A 14,446-nucleotide genomic window follows, 5' to 3' on the forward strand; every position below is an offset into this window, starting at 1 on the left:
GGTCAGCCGGCGAGTACGGCCGCGAGGCTCTCTCGCACGATCTGCAGGCCGCGCGACAGCTCGTCGTCGGTGATCGTGAGCGCCGGGAGGAACTTCAGCACCTGGTCGTTCGCACCCGAGGTCTCGATGACGAGCCCGCGGCGGAATGCCTCGGCCGAGACGCGGCCGGCCAACGTCGGGTCGCTGTCGCAGACGAGCCCCATGAACAGGCCTCGCCCGCGCACCGTGAGGCCGAGATCCGAGTGCTCGGCCACGATCTCGTCGAGCGCGGTGCGCAGCAGCGCCGACTTCGCGGCCACGCCGGCCATGAACGCGCCGTCGCCCCAGTACTCCTCGAGCGCGACGCGGGCGGAGATGAACGCGAGGTTGTTGCCGCGGAACGTACCCGTGTGCTGGCCCGGCTTCCAGACGTCGACCTCGGGGCGTATGAGCACCAGCGACATGGGCAGGCCGGAGCCCGAGATCGACTTCGACACCGCGACGAGGTCGGGCACGATACCGGACTCCTCGAACGCGAAGAACGAGCCGGTGCGCCCGATGCCCGACTGGATCTCGTCGAGGATCAGCAGGATGCCCCGGTCTGCCGTGATCTGCCGCAGCCGCTGGAGCCACGGCGCACTCGCGACATTGATGCCGCCCTCGCCCTGCACCGCCTCGACGATGACCGCTGCGGGTAGGTCGAGCCCGCTGCCGCCGTCCTCGAGCATGCGTTCGAACAGGTCGAGCGTGTCGACGCCGGCACCGAGGTATCCGTCGTAGGGGAGCCGCGTGACGTTGTCGAGCGCGACGCCTGCGGCGTCGCGATAGTGCCGGTTGCCGGTGGCGGCGAGGCCGCCGAGGCTGAGCCCGTGGAAGGCGTTCGTGAAGGCGACCACGTTGGAGCGGCCCGTCGCCTGGCGGGCGACCTTGAGCGCGGCCTCGACCGCGTTCGCCCCGGTCGGGCCCGTGAACTGCAGCTTGTAGTCGAGGCCGCGTGGCTCGAGCACGATCCGCTCGAACGCCTCGATGAACGCCTTCTTCGCGGAGGTCGCCATGTCGAGCCCGTGGATGATGCCGTCGCGCTCGAGGTACTCGATCAGTGCGCGGGTGAAGGCCGGGTTGTTGTGGCCGTAGTTCAGCACGCCGGCGCCCGCGAAGAAGTCGAGGTACTCGCGTCCGTCGGCCGCCGTCAGCGTCGACCCTCGTGCACTGTCGAACACCACGGGGAACGCACGGATGTATCCGCGCACGTTCGACTCGTACTGCTCGAAGATGTCCAAGGACGAGTCGGTCATGGCGTGGTGCTCCTGTTCAGTCGAATGACGCAGGACACGAGCCTACGTCCCCGAGCCGGGGAGTTCGTGCAGCGACGGGGCGTGCGCTCGGCCACCGCGCCTCAGTCGCCGGGCAGCGCGCGGCGGTCGCCGACGAGGCCGTCCGCGAGCGGGAACGCGAGCGCACCGGCGCGCACCCACCACTCCATGACGTCGAACGTGAGCCGGCCGGCGATGACGGACGGGTCGGCCGCTGAGAGTCGCGCTGCCTCGACGGGATCGCACGCGAACACCGACATGCCGCGGTAGGCGTCGTCGCTCTGCGCGCCGAACGGCCCGTTCGCGACGAGCACGCCGCTCCGTGCGAGTTCTGCGCGATACGCCAGATGGCGCGTCTGCAACTCGTCCAGCGCACCCTCGCCCATCGCCGGTGCATCCGCCGGGCGGCGGAGCACGACGACCGTGACCACGTCGAATGCGTCGGGGACGTCAGGATCGCGCGACACCTCAGGCGTGCTCGAGCTCGGCGATGACGATCTTCTTCTGCCGCATCATGACCTGCACCTGCTCGGGGCGGCGGGTCAGCTCGCCCATGCGGGCGGGGATGACCTGCCAGCTCACCCCGAACTGGTCCTTGCACCAGCCGCACTGCTCGGACTCGGGCACGTGTGAGAGCTTCGACCAGTAGTAGTCGATCTCCTCCTGGTCTTCGCACGAGACGATGAACGACACGGACTCGTTGAACTGGAACAACGGCCCGCCGTCGAGGCATGTGAACTCGACCCCGTTCAGGGCGAATTGTCCGTTCAGCACCTTGCCCGACATGCCCGCGAAGTGCTCGTCGAGCGACTCGTCGGGATACTCGTCGATCCGGATGATCTGCGAGTTCGGGAACACGTCGACGTAGTAGTCCATTGCCTCACGTGCCCGGTCATCGAACCAGAGACACGGTTGGATGGGTGCGATCTCGGCCATCAGGACCCCCTTGTTCGGATGCGATCTCGGGCGTCAGGCTACGCGGATGTCGCGCCCGCGGCGAGTGGGTTCCCCGGTCGAATCGCCGTCGACCTCGCCACCGCCGAGCGGACACAGGGCGAGCACGGCACCGTGTGCGTAGATGGACGCATGGCGAAGGACTATCGGGGCACGACCGCGATCATCACCGGCGCGAGTGCCGGGCTCGGTGCCGAGTTCGCGACGCAGCTCGCCGCACGCGGCGCGGACGTCGTGCTCGTCGCGCGGCGGGAGGACCGATTGCGCGAGCTCGCGGGCCGGCTCTCGGGGGCGCACGGCGTCACGGCGACGCCGATCGAGCTCGACCTCGCCGAACCGGGCTCGGCGGCCGCGCTGCGCGCGGCGCTCGACGAGCGCGGCATCCGCCCGCAGACGCTCGTGAACAATGCGGGTTTCGGCATGAAAGGTGCGTTCGCGGAAGCGGATGCCTCGCGGGTCGACGAGATGGTCGCGGTGAACGTCGCGGCGCTCGTGAGCCTCACGCGCGAGTTCCTGCCCGACCTCGTGCGCGACGGGCGCGGCGCGCTCGTGAACATCGCGAGCACCGCTGCCTACCAGCCGTGCCCGAACATGGCGGTCTACGGCGCCACCAAGGCGTTCGTGTTGAGCCTCACCGAGGCGCTCGCCTACGAGACGCGAGCGTCGGGACTCGGCGTGCTCGCGCTCAGTCCGGGGGCCACGGCGACCGAGTTCTTCGAGGTCGTCGGCTCGGCGGATGCCGCGGTCGGCCGGTTCCAGACGCCCGACGCGGTGGTGCGGCTCGCGCTGCGCAGACTCGACCGCATGCGCATGCCGTTGAGCGTGGTCTCGGGTGTCGGCAACGCCGTGAACGCGACGCTCGCCCGGTTCATCCCGCGTCGCCTGGCGGTCTCGGTCTCGGGCCGCGTGCTGCGCTGAGGTGCACCGGCCAGCGCCCCGCCGGCGCGCTGCCGGCGCGCTGCCGGCGCGCCGCCGCGCGGTCGCCCTCACTCGGGGCGGTTGCCCGCCGCGCCGTTGATCGTGAACGGCGTGGTCACGCCGTCGTACATGACGTGGGCGACGAGCCCGTCGACCGCGTGGGGGAGCGTGTGGCAGTGGTCGCTCCAGATGCCCGGATTGTCGGCGACGAATGCGATGTCGTAGCGCTCGCCGGGGTGCACGTCGAGCGAGTCGACGACCCACGGGCTGCCGGTCGCGGCGACCCCGTCGCGCGCGAGCACGACGACGTGGTGGCCGTGCAGGTGCATGGGGTGCACGTCGCCCGAATCGTTCCGGAGATGCATGACGACGACATCGCCCTCGCGCACATGGAACATGGGCATGTCGGGAAACATGCGGCCGTTGACGGTCCAGAAGTTCCCGGGACGGCCGTCGATGATGCCGAATCGGCGGGCGATCACGTAGTCGAACGACCTGTCGGGTGCGGCCGGGTCGAAGTCGAGGGGTGCGGCAGCGCCGTAGGCGAGCAGATCGAGAGTATCGGCGGGCTGTGGGGCGTCTGCGGCATCGGTGGCGGCCTCGGTGGCCGGGTCCACATCGCCGATCAGGATGCTCCGGGCGCCGCCCACGTGCAGTCGGGCGGCACCGTGGGGCGGCGCCTGCACCGAGACATCCGCCCGCCCGCCGGCCGGGATGAGCACCCGCTGATCCGTGACCGGCGTGGGCGAGGTCACCTCGTGACCGTCGGTCGCGACGACGGTGAACGGGGCCGCCGACCACACCGATGCCGTGCCCTGGTCCGTGTTGACCACGCGGACGCGCACGCGTTCGCCCGGCGCGACGGCGACGCGCTCGTCGCCGGCGCGCCCGTTGAGGGTGTGCTGCCCGCCGTAGACGTGCAGCAAGGCGGTGACCTCGGGGCTGCCGGCCGGAGCATCCGCTGAACCTGGAGCCGGCGAACGCGGCTCGATGACCACCGCGCCCAGCAGTCCACCGACCACCTGCTCGTGCGAGACCTGGTGCGAGTGGTACCAGTACGTGCCGGCGTCGTCGGCGACGAAGCGGTACGTGAAGCGCCCGCCGACGGGCACGACGTCTTGGGTGATGCCCGCGACGCCGTCTGCGGCGTTCGGCACGTCCATGCCGTGCCAGTGCAGGGTTGCGCCGGCGGCGACTGTCGCGTTCACGAACTCGACCTCGACGAGGTCGCCCTGTCTGGCGCGGATCTCGGGGCCTGGCGAGGTGCCGTTCACGGTGTACCCCTCGACCGGGTGCCCGCCGGGCACGTCGACGGTGCCCTGCCGGGCGACGAGCTCGACGTGCACGTCGGCGGGGCGATCGGCCGGCGCGGCGAGGTCGGTCACGCTGGTCTGGGGTGCGGTCGCGCTCGCGACGGATGCTCCGGGTGCACCTGCATCGCTCGCGGGATCGTGACCGGCATGGCCGGCATGGCCGGCATGCGCCGCAGGCCCGGGTGCCAGGTCCATGACCGAGTACTCGCCGACGAGCGTCGAGCTCCAGGCGATCGCGCCGACGCCGAGCGCGGTCGCGACGGCGACGGCGGCGGCGACGCGGCGGACGAGTTCGCTCCGGCGGGGGCCGGCGTCCGACGGCTCGCCGCCGCTGGGGCGTTCGGTCGCGGGTGCAGCGGATGCATCGGGCTTCGACGCCTGGTGCGAAGGATGCGGTGCAGGGACGTCCCTGGCTGCGTCGGGCTCGAGGTCGGCGACCGAACGGCGCCACGCCCACCCGCCGTCGGGGACGGGTTGCAGCAGCTCAGGCAGCAGCGACATCTGACGACGCTCCTGACCTGACCGCGGCGTCCGCGCTCGCCGCATCCGGTCGCGCCGTGCGCGGGGGGCGCATGCGGAGGGCGGCGATCGACGCGGTGCCGACGACCGCGACCGCATTGGCGCCGTGGATGAGGCCGAGGTACGGGACGTCCGTCAGCGAGAAGCCGAGCGTGACCTGGAGCAGGACGACCGCGAGCACGATCGCCGCCCACAGGCGCGCTCCGCGCGCCCGCACGAGGAACGACACGACCAGCAGTGCAACGGCGATCATCGGGATGGCGACGCCGCCGACGAGGCCGTGGATCCAGAAGCCGAGCTCGCCGCGCCCGGCGGATCCACCGCTCTCGACGAGCGCCTTGTCGACGACGCCGCCCTCCTGGACGCGGTTCAGGACGCCGCCGAACGCGAAGGCGATCGCGGCGGCCTGGACGACGACGCCCCCGGCGACGCTCCAGGCGAGAACGGTGTAGACCCTGCGCATGATGCCTGCTCCTCGGGCGAGACGGATGGGATGCAGGTGCCACGATCCCCGTCCGGCACGGCCGCCGGAACGCGGCGAACCCGCAATCGACCTGCGGGCAGGTGCACGCTCGATGGAGGACAGCCGCTAAGGGGTGGTGCGGATGACCCCCTCCCGCAGGCGGCCGTGCAGGAGGACCATGGAAGCGTGGACCGCAGGTGGATCTGCCTCGCGACGCTCGGCCCCATCGGGGTCGCCGCACTGGGCTACATCGTCGTCGTCCGCGGATTCGTCGCAGCGGACGCGGACCACGGGCTCGCGTGGCCGCTGCTCGGCGCGTTGCCGCTGTTCGTGCTCGGGATGTGGCTGCTCACGGTGTCGTCGTCGCGCACGGCGGTGTTTGTCGCGCTCGCCTCGACCTCTTTGCTCGTGGGTTCGGCGTACGAGACGCTCATGGTCTGGAACCCGTGGATCGCACAGGAGGAGTGGTTCCCCCTGCTCAACGCGGTCGGCCTGACGGCAGACGGGGTTGCGACGGCGGCATTCCTCTCCGTGTTCGCGACCTTCCCCGACGGTGCGCTCGAGCGTCGGTGGCAGCGGATCGCGGTGTGGCTGCTGTGGGTGCCCGCGCTCGCGGGAGTGCTGACCCTGCTGACGACCCCGTTCGTGGTCGTGTCGCCATACGTCGGCTTCAGCGGCGCCGGAATCGCGAACCCGTTCGCGGTGCCGTGGCTCGAATGGGCCGCGCAGCCGGTGGGTCTGCTCGTCGTGCAGGCGTGGCCGGCCGTGGCCATCGGGCTCACCATCCTCGTGTCGCGGGCGCTGTTCGGCTCGGTCGACGTGCGCCGTCGAACCCGGGTCATGGCGTTGACCGTCGCGTCCGCCGTCGTCGCGTTCGTGCTCTGGGCGATCGCGCCGACGCTGCCCGGCCTCGAGCTGCTCGTCTACGGGTCGCTCATCGCGCTGCCCGTCGCGGCGATCCACGGGATTCTCCGCTACGGCGCCTTCGACATCGCACCGGACGACCGGGGGCGCACGGTCGCCCGCTCGTCCACGCTGCTCATCACCGTGTTCTACGCGATCGCGGTGGCGACCCCAGCCCTGCTGCTCTCCGACGTGCTCGACGTCGTGCCGGCGGTGTTGGTCACCGTCGTGGTCGCGGTGGTGCTGCTGCCGGCGCGGGCGTGGGCGGAGCGGGCGATCCGCCGGGTGCTCTACGGCGACCGCGAACGCCAGTTCAGCATGCTCAGCGCGCTCGGGTCGCAGCTCGAGCAGTCGGTCGAGCCCGCCGTGCTGCTCGACCGGCTCGCGGCCGCGGTGCGCGACGGCTTGGACGCCTCGTGGGTGCGGATCCGGCTCATGGACGCCGACGGGCTGCTCGACCAGACCTCGGCGGGGCTGGCCGGCGAGCTGCCGGTCGACGCGGCGCCTGACCCGGCGCCTGAACCGGTCGAGGCATCCGCCCTGGTGCTCGGTGACGAGACGCTGGGACGCATCGAGGTCGGGCCGCGGCGGCGCGGCGAGTACGGCGACGCCGAGCGCGCGGTGCTGCGGACCGTCGCGGGGCAGTCCGCAGCCTGGGTCGCGAACGTGCGCCTCACCGCGCAGCTCGCCGAGCAGCTGGACGAGCTGACGGCCTCGCGCGAACGACTGGTCGCCGCGCAGGACGACGAACGGCGGCGGCTCGAGCGCGACCTGCACGACGGCATCCAGCAGAACGTCGTCGCGCTGATCGCGGGCCTGCGGCTCGCGCGCAACCGCCTCGAGCGCGGCGAGCTGATCTCGGCGGAGCTCGCCGAGCTGCAGGACCAGGCGCGGGAGACGCTGACGGACCTTCGGGAGCTGGCCCGTGGCATCCACCCGCCGGTGCTGAGCGACAACGGGCTCGTGGCCGCCGTCGAGTCGGGCGTCGCGCGCTACCCGATCCCGCTCGAGGTGGCCGCGGATGCGCGCGTGCGCGCCGAGCGCTACCCGGACGAGGTGGAGACGACCGCCTACTACGTGGTGCGCGAGGCGCTCGCGAACACCGCGAAGCACGCGGGCGCGACGCACGCGGCGGTCGAGCTCATGCGGCGCGATGGGCATCTCGTGGTCTCCATTCGCGATGACGGACGGGGGGTCGGCGTCGACCTCGCCGCCGCGCGGGTCGCGCACGGCGGTCTGGCGAACATCCGCGACCGGGTGGCCGCGTTGAAGGGAACGGTAACCGTCGTGCGAGCCGAGCCGACGGGGACGTCGGTGATTGTGGATATCCCGCTGGTGTCGGCGACCGATGGAGGAATGGAGTCGCGCCCGAGTGGATGACCCCGTGTTGCGCGTCGTCATCGCCGAGGACAACTACCTCGTGCGCGAGGGGTTGCGACGCCTGCTCGAGGACTCGGGGGAGGTCGACGTCGTCGCCTCCGTGGGCACCGCGACCGAGCTGCTCGACGCGGTGCGGCGGCTCGTGCCCGACGCGGTGCTGACCGATATCCGGATGCCGCCCGGCCACCACATGGAGGGCATCGAGGCGGCACACGCGATCCGGGCCGGGTCGTCGTCGACCGGGGTCGTCGTGCTGTCCCAGCACGCCGACGAGAGCTACGCGCTGGCGCTGTTCAACGACGGGTCGGCTGGCCTCGGGTATTTGCTCAAGGATCGGATCGGCGATCTCGAAGACCTCGTGCACGCGCTGCGCGAGGTGCGCGCGGGCGGGTCGGTGATCGATCCGGCGATCGTGGACACGCTCGTGCGCCGGCGAAGCGCGTCGGGCGGGGCGAGCCCGCTCGCCGGTCTCTCGCCGCGCGAGCTCGACGTGCTGCGCGAGATGGCCGCGGGCAAGACGAACGCGGGCATCGAGGCGGCGCTGTTCCTCTCGGCGTCGACCGTGGAGAAGCACGTGAACGCGATCTTCACCAAGCTGCGCCTGCCGGAGAGCGGGGTGCACCGGCGAGTGGCCGCGGTGCTGGCGTTCCTGCGGAGCTCGAGCGGATCGCACGGCTCGAGCGGATCCGCATAGAATGTGCACAGGCATGCGAAGCGAATGTGCACAGGCATGCGAAGCCTGCATGCTAACATACCGAAATGCTCAGCGATCGGACGACGGTGACCGAACAGCAACGCCGCGCGCACGCCGCGCTCCTGAACTCGTCGGCGGAGTCGCGTGAGCGAACCCCGAGCGCCGACCGTCCGACGGCGGCCGAGGAGCGGCGCCGCGTGATCGAAGGTCTCCGGCGTCGGTGGGCCCACCTGCAGATGCAGCGGTTGACCGAAGCCGGCTGACCCGAGCCCGCTGAACCAGCGCCCGCCCCCGGGTATGTCGGTGGCCGCCTCTACGCTGCGGGGGTGATCACCGATCGGGACCTCGCCCGCTGGCGGCTGCAGTCGCAGCTGCTCGCCGCGCCGACCGGCGATGCCGAACACGTGGTGCAAAGCCTCCTCGCCGTCCAAGCCGAGAACCCGTCGCAGTCGGCATGGGCGGTGGCGACGCGCACCGCGTCCGCTCACCAGGACGATCTGGCAGCCGCGCTCGCGCGAGGAAGCGTGCTGCGCACGCACGTGCTGCGCTCGACGTGGCACTACGTGCCCGCCGACGACGTGCGATGGCTGCAAGAGGTCACCTCACCACGGGTGCTGCGCGTCTACGAACAGCAGTTGCGGCCGCTCGGTGACCGGGTCACCGCGCTCGCCGACACGGTCGAGGCGGCGTTGGCCGAGGCATCCGGACCCGCCCTGACGCGCCAGGAGCTCGCCGCCGCGCTCGCCGAGCGAGGCGAACCCCTCACCGGGCAGCCGCTCGGTCTGCTGATGGCCTGGCTCGAGGTGCACAACCGGGTCACGAGCGGCGCGCCTCGCGACGGCGAGCACACCTACGTGCTGTTCGACGAACGCGTGCCGGCCCCCCGGCGACTCGACCGTGACGAGGGGCTCGCCGAACTCGCGCTGCGGTACTTCACGTCGCACGGGCCGGCGACCGAGCGGGACCTCATGTACTGGGCGACCCTCATCGTGACCGACGTGCGGCGTGGCATCGCGGCGGCGGGCGACCGGCTCGAGTCGTTCGAGCACGACGGGCGCACCTTCTGGCACGCCGCCGGCGAAGCGCCGGCTTCCGGAGAACGCGGCGCCGCGGCGCCGTCCGCACACCTGCTGCAGGTGCTCGACGAGATGTACCGCGGCTATCAGGATTCGCGCTGGGTGCTCGATGCCGACGGTCTCGTGCCGCGGGGGCGTGAGGCGGCGATCGGCATGGCGCTGGTCGACGGTCAGCTGCTCGCCGGAATGCGGCGCACAGTCACCCCGACGGCGGTCACGTTCATGCTGCATCCGCATCGCACGCTGAGTGCGCGCGAACGCTCGGCGATCCAGGATGCCGCGGCGCGGTACGCCGCCTACCTGGGCCTCGAGCCGAAAGTCCGGATCCCCGTCGACTAGCTGGCACTGCCGTGAATATCTACTTGTGTGTATATACATCGAAGTGTATTCTCAGGGTATGACTCCATACACCCCGTCCTCGCCGACGCGGATCCGACGCGCACCGGCCCGAGTGGCCGTGCTCGGCGGGGCGCTCTTCGCGGTGCTGTTCGTCGTCGCGCACCTCGTCCAACCGGAGGTCGATCCGTCGTGGCAGCCGCCGAGCGAGCTCGCGCTCGGCACAGCCGGTTGGGTGATGATCGCCGCGTTTCTCGCGCTCGGTATCGGCTGCGCCGCCCTCTGCGTCGTGCTCGCGAACCAGGTCACCACGTGGCCCGGCCGCATCGGCGTCATCGCGGTCGCGATCGCCGCGGTCGGCTGCCTCATCGGCGGAGCCTTCACCGCCGATCCCGTGACCACCCCGCCGGGCGAGGCGACGCTCACGGGCGCGATCCATTCGCTCGGTCCGGTGCTGCTGGACGGCATTCCGGTGGCTGCTGTGCTGCTCGCGATCTCGCTTCCGAGGCACAGTGCGCATTGGCGTCGGGCTCGCCCTGTCCTCATCGCCGGTGCGGCGTGCACCGTCGGTGCCGCACTATTGCTGACCGTGAGCATGGGCGTCTTCATGTCGGAGACCGGACAGCTCGGGCCGGACGTGCCGATCGGGTGGCAGGGGCGCTTCCTGCTCCTCGCCGTCGCCGCGTGGGTCGTGACGGTCGCGGGGCTCGCGCTCAGTATCCACCGCCGCGCCCGCGCGGGAGCAGCGGGGGCTGCCGAGGTATCCGCTCGCTCGACGCTCGCGACCGGAGCGAGCCGGTGAGCGCCGCGCTGCTCGCCCCAGAGGTGTTCGCGGCGCTCGCCGAGCCCAACCGGTTGCGCATCGTCGAGCTGCTACGCGACGGCGCCCGGCCCGTCGGTGAGATCGCCGAGCGGCTTTCGCTGCTGCAGCCGCAGACCTCGCGCCATCTGCGGATCCTCTCCGAGGCAGGCCTGGTCCGAGCCGACCGCCAGGCCCAGTCACGGGTCTACCACCTGCTGCCGACGCCGTTCCGCTCGCTCGAGGCCTGGCTCGGCACCTTCGCGCAGGTCTGGGAGACACGCACTGATCGGCTCGATTCGTATCTGTCCGACCTCGAGGCGCATGAGCGACTCGACGCACCCCAAGGAGACCGGGAATGACCGTCAGCGTCACGAAAGATTTCGCAGGTAATCGGCTCATCGTCGAGCGCTCATACCTGGCATCCGCCGACCTGGTCTGGGCCTGCTGGACACAGGCTGCGCATCTACGGCAATGGTGGGGTCCGCACGGATGGCTCGTCGACATCTTCGAGCTCGACCTGCGCCCCGGCGGGGCCTGGCGATACCGGCTGCGCCCCGAGGCCGAGCACGAGCTCGCCGACGAACAGTGGGGCCGCGCGGTCTACCGCGTCGTCGAGGCGCCAGGCCGGCTCGAGTTCGACGATGGCTTCGCGGATGCCTCGGGCACGGTGATCGAGGGCAGCGAGATGCCGACCGCCGTGCAGATCGTGCGATCGGGCGACCATACCTCGGTCACCATCACGGTCACCTTCGCCGCCGCGGACCATCTCGAGCGGGCCGAGGCGATCGGCATGGTCGAGGGGTTCAGCGATGCGCTCGAACGGCTCGGCGGTGAGCTCTCGCTCGCGGGCGCCGGGCATGCACGGGTCGACGAGATGACGAATGACTCGGAACGGAGTAGATCATGACGCGCACGGATGTCACGACGGCTCGCGCCGGTGGCACGGTCGTCTCGGCCGATGGCACCACGATCGCGTACGAGCGATCGGGCCGCGGTCCCGTCGTGGTGCTCGTCGCGCAGGCGCTGTCCGATCGGAAGGATCTGCGCAAGCTGGCCGAGCTGCTCGCGGCGTCGCACACGGTGGTGAACTACGACCGGCGCGGGCGTGGGGACAGCACCGACGCGGGAGAGTGGGCGATCGCCCGCGAGGTCGACGACATCGAAGCGCTCATCGACGCGCACGGCGGATCCGCTGCGCTCTTCGGAGCGTCCTCGGGGGCGGTGCTCGCGCTCGACGCGGCGGCCGCCTTGCCGTCCAAGGTGGCCAGGGTGGCCGCCTTCGAGGCGCCCGTGATCGTCGACGACTCGCGGCCGCCGGTGCCAGGGGGGCTCGCGGATCGGCTCGCCGCGCTCGTGGACGAGGGGCGTGGATCGCGAGCGGTGACCGAGTTCAACCGGGTCGCCCTGGGTGCGCCGGCCTTCATGGTGGCCTCGATGCGACTCATGGTCCCGGTCTGGCGGGCGATGGTCGGGATGGCCGCGACCACCGTGTACGACGTGCGGCTGTGCGCGGGTCTGCAGGACGGGAGGGCGCTTCCGGCAGATCGCTGGACGAGGCTGGAGGTGCCCGCGCTGGTGCTGGTCGGTGGAAAGGGCGAAGCCTTCATGCAGACCGGGAGTGCGGCCCTCGCAGAGCTGCTCGACGCGAGGCGCGAGGTGATTCCAGGGGCGCACCACGGTACGCCGATGATGAGGCCGGCCGTGCTCATGCCCGAGCTGGCGCGATTCTTCGGCGACCGGTGAGGCTGCGGCCGGTGGTGCTCGTCGGTGCGGACGATGGTCTGCTGTGCAGGGATGGTTGATCCGGGCGAGAATGGGAGCGACGTTGACGGGCCGACCTGGGTGAGCTGATGACGGATACGACGAAGAACGACACGTCCACGGTGCCGGCGACGACCGCGAGCCTGCCGGTCGTCCACGATCACAAGCACGCCGCGATCGGCTGCCCCGAGTGTTTCGAAGAGCTGCAGCTGCACCGCGACTGGTGGAAGGCCCGGCCAGAGGGGTCACGGCTCGTCGGTATCGTCGTGGCGCGCGACGACATGCCGTCGGTGGTCGAGCAGCGCAACGATCTGGCGCGGTTCGGCGTGGCGATCCTCGACTTCAAGCACCCGGCGCCCGAGGTCGAGCTGACCTGGGAGCAGCGGCTGGGCCGGCTGTTCGACTCGCTGCAGGCCGGCGACGTGCTGGTCGTCGCGAACGAGCGCGCGCTCGGCCGGAAGCCCGACGAGATCGCGCGCACGATCCGGGTGCTGCGGCAGCACAACCTCGTCGTCAAGGTGCTGAACCACGGGGCGAAGCACCTGGAGGACGCGCACCTCTGATGCGGGCTGCGCCGGCAGGACACCACGCGGATGTCTCGGGCTGAGGTCCGGCGCTTCCGCGTCGCGCGCCCAGACGGCGCGGAGCTCGCGGCGGAGGTGATCGGCTCGCCGCGGCATCCGGTCGTGCTGCTCGTCGCCGGTGGCGACTGCGCGATGGACTGGTGGCGGCCCGAGTTCTGCGAGGCGATCGCGGCGCACGGGCTGCGGGTGATCCGGTATGACCAGCGCGGCACGGGGGAGACGGCGCTCGGGCCGCCCGAGCGCCGCCGGGCGGGTGCGCAGGTCGCCGTCGACGACGCGCTCGCGCTGCTCGACGCGGTCGATGCGCCAGCCGGGCACTGGGTGGGGTTCTCGGCCGGCGGATGGATCGCACAGCTCGCGGCGCTCGACCATCCGGCACGCGTGCGCGCACTCACGCTCGTCTCGACGACGCCGGCCTGGTTCGGCGGCGGCGACGCCGACCTGCCCGAGCCGTCGCCCCGATTGCAGGCGCGGTGGGCGAGCCCGGTTGCCGACCCCGATTGGAACGACCCCGACGCGATCGTCGAGTACCGCGTGGCGACCGATCGCGACTATGCCGGCGACGAGTTCGACGAGGCGCACGACCGGGCGATCTGGGCCGACACCGTGCGCCGCACGCCCGTGCCGCCTGACGGCGACCTCGCCGCGTTCGACGATCCGCCCCGCTGGCGTGAGCGGCTCGCGGAGATCCGCGTACCGACCACGGTGCTGCATGGCACCTCTGACCCGATGTTCCCGATCGGCAACGGTGAGGCGCTCGCGCGCGACATCCCCGGGGCGCGGTTCGTGCCCCTCCCCGGCATCGGTCACGAGCTGCCGCCGCCCGCGTGGTCTCCGGTGATCGACGCGGTCGTCAGCGAGCGCTCGTAGGCGACTCGGGCATGCGCGAGTACCACTCGACGACGTTGCCGCCGTCGAAGGTGCGTACCGCGTCGAGCGCGAACCGTCGCGGCGAGAACTCAGGGCCGAAGGCCGAGAGGCCGGCGCCCGCGACGACCGGATAGCGCTTGATGACGAGCTCGTCGATCTCGTCGATGAGCTGCCCCGCGAGACGGCCGCCACCCGCGAGGTAGATGCCGAGCGGCGAGTCTTCGGCCTTCAGGGCGCGGACGGTGTCGAGCGGGGCACCCGTCACCATCGTGACCGCCGGATCGAGCTGCTCGAGGCTGCGCGATACGACGTACTGGCGCAGGTGCGCGTACGGCGAGGTGACGCCGAGCTGCAGGGCCGGGTCGTACGTGCGGCGGCCCATGATGATCGTGTCGAAGCGCGTGAGCGGAGCATCCGCGATGCCGAGCTGCTCGCGCCCGTGCGTCGGGACCGCGTCGCCGTAGTCGCCCGCCATCCACGCACGATAGTCGTCGGAGCCGGGGTAGAAGTCGACCTCGTCGTCGGGGCCCGCGATGAACCCGTCGATCGAGAGGGAGATGTAGTAGGTGAGCGTTCGCATA

Annotated in this window: 17 protein-coding genes; 11 read left to right on the forward strand and 6 right to left on the reverse strand. The window is 71.4% G+C overall.

Features of this window, described 5'->3' with window-relative positions:
- Positions 1 to 2: 2 nt before the first annotated feature.
- From ectB to QU602_RS04185, 3 genes are all read right to left on the reverse strand, one after another.
- Positions 3 to 1,274 carry a diaminobutyrate--2-oxoglutarate transaminase gene (ectB, locus tag QU602_RS04175; RefSeq protein ID WP_308798936.1) on the reverse strand — a complete coding sequence of 424 codons (1,272 nt, stop codon included), beginning with the start codon at positions 1,272 to 1,274 and terminating at the stop codon, positions 3 to 5.
- A 101-nt stretch (positions 1,275 to 1,375) separates the two neighbouring features.
- Positions 1,376 to 1,759 carry a YciI family protein gene (locus QU602_RS04180; protein ID WP_308798937.1) on the reverse strand — a complete coding sequence of 128 codons (384 nt, stop codon included), beginning with the start codon at positions 1,757 to 1,759 and terminating at the stop codon, positions 1,376 to 1,378.
- Between the two features lies 1 nt (position 1,760).
- Complete coding sequence (locus tag QU602_RS04185; protein WP_308798938.1) at positions 1,761 to 2,228, reverse strand: VOC family protein; 468 nt, start codon at positions 2,226 to 2,228, stop codon at positions 1,761 to 1,763.
- A gap of 150 nt (positions 2,229 to 2,378) precedes the next feature.
- Here QU602_RS04185 and QU602_RS04190 point away from each other — a divergent pair, with 150 nt between their 5' ends.
- Complete coding sequence (locus QU602_RS04190; protein ID WP_308798939.1) at positions 2,379 to 3,164, forward strand: SDR family NAD(P)-dependent oxidoreductase; 786 nt, start codon at positions 2,379 to 2,381, stop codon at positions 3,162 to 3,164.
- Between the two features lie 68 nt (positions 3,165 to 3,232).
- Here the strand turns inward: QU602_RS04190 and QU602_RS04195 are convergent, their stop codons facing one another.
- Both QU602_RS04195 and QU602_RS04200 read right to left on the reverse strand, forming a co-directional pair.
- Entirely contained in the window at positions 3,233 to 4,978 is a 1,746-nt protein-coding gene (locus QU602_RS04195; RefSeq protein WP_308798940.1) for a multicopper oxidase family protein, read from the reverse strand.
- Complete coding sequence (locus QU602_RS04200) at positions 4,962 to 5,459, reverse strand: COX15/CtaA family protein (protein WP_308798941.1); 498 nt, start codon at positions 5,457 to 5,459, stop codon at positions 4,962 to 4,964. Before QU602_RS04200 ends, QU602_RS04195 begins: the two co-directional genes overlap by 17 nt.
- 186 nt (positions 5,460 to 5,645) lie before the next feature.
- Here QU602_RS04200 and QU602_RS04205 point away from each other — a divergent pair, with 186 nt between their 5' ends.
- From QU602_RS04205 to QU602_RS04250, 10 genes are all read left to right on the forward strand, one after another.
- Positions 5,646 to 7,742, forward strand: coding sequence for a sensor histidine kinase (locus QU602_RS04205; RefSeq protein WP_308798942.1), 2,097 nt, complete (start codon positions 5,646 to 5,648; stop codon positions 7,740 to 7,742).
- 4 nt (positions 7,743 to 7,746) lie between these two features.
- On the forward strand, positions 7,747 to 8,436 hold the full coding sequence (locus QU602_RS04210) for a response regulator transcription factor (protein WP_308798943.1): 690 nt from the start codon (positions 7,747 to 7,749) through the stop codon (positions 8,434 to 8,436).
- Between the two features lie 65 nt (positions 8,437 to 8,501).
- A complete protein-coding gene (locus QU602_RS04215) occupies positions 8,502 to 8,699 on the forward strand; it encodes a hypothetical protein (protein WP_308798944.1) in 198 nt (65 codons plus the stop codon).
- A 63-nt stretch (positions 8,700 to 8,762) separates the two neighbouring features.
- Positions 8,763 to 9,851, forward strand: a complete 1,089-nt coding sequence (locus tag QU602_RS04220; RefSeq protein ID WP_308798945.1) for a winged helix DNA-binding domain-containing protein — start codon at positions 8,763 to 8,765, stop codon at positions 9,849 to 9,851.
- A gap of 58 nt (positions 9,852 to 9,909) precedes the next feature.
- Positions 9,910 to 10,650, forward strand: coding sequence for a DUF998 domain-containing protein (locus tag QU602_RS04225; RefSeq protein ID WP_308798946.1), 741 nt, complete (start codon positions 9,910 to 9,912; stop codon positions 10,648 to 10,650).
- Positions 10,647 to 11,009 (forward strand): ArsR/SmtB family transcription factor, encoded by a 363-nt coding sequence (locus QU602_RS04230; protein WP_308798947.1) that lies wholly within the window; start codon positions 10,647 to 10,649, stop codon positions 11,007 to 11,009. The genes QU602_RS04225 and QU602_RS04230 overlap by 4 nt, the downstream gene beginning before the upstream one ends.
- Positions 11,006 to 11,557, forward strand: coding sequence for an SRPBCC family protein (locus tag QU602_RS04235; RefSeq protein ID WP_308798948.1), 552 nt, complete (start codon positions 11,006 to 11,008; stop codon positions 11,555 to 11,557). Before QU602_RS04230 ends, QU602_RS04235 begins: the two co-directional genes overlap by 4 nt.
- Positions 11,554 to 12,393: an alpha/beta fold hydrolase gene (locus tag QU602_RS04240; protein ID WP_308798949.1), complete on the forward strand. Its 840-nt coding sequence runs from the start codon at positions 11,554 to 11,556 to the stop codon at positions 12,391 to 12,393. The genes QU602_RS04235 and QU602_RS04240 overlap by 4 nt, the downstream gene beginning before the upstream one ends.
- A 107-nt stretch (positions 12,394 to 12,500) precedes the next feature.
- Positions 12,501 to 12,974: a recombinase family protein gene (locus QU602_RS04245; protein WP_308798950.1), complete on the forward strand. Its 474-nt coding sequence runs from the start codon at positions 12,501 to 12,503 to the stop codon at positions 12,972 to 12,974.
- 30 nt (positions 12,975 to 13,004) lie between these two features.
- Positions 13,005 to 13,865 (forward strand): alpha/beta fold hydrolase, encoded by an 861-nt coding sequence (locus tag QU602_RS04250; RefSeq protein WP_308798951.1) that lies wholly within the window; start codon positions 13,005 to 13,007, stop codon positions 13,863 to 13,865.
- Here the strand turns inward: QU602_RS04250 and QU602_RS04255 are convergent.
- Positions 13,849 to 14,445 (reverse strand): dihydrofolate reductase family protein, encoded by a 597-nt coding sequence (locus QU602_RS04255; RefSeq protein ID WP_308798952.1) that lies wholly within the window; start codon positions 14,443 to 14,445, stop codon positions 13,849 to 13,851. The two genes, QU602_RS04250 and QU602_RS04255, sit on opposite strands and share 17 nt — an antisense overlap.
- Between the last annotated feature and the right edge of the window lies 1 nt (position 14,446).

It is taken from the genome of Agromyces protaetiae, from assembly GCF_030866785.1.
GTDB lineage: Bacteria > Actinomycetota > Actinomycetes > Actinomycetales > Microbacteriaceae > Agromyces > Agromyces silvae.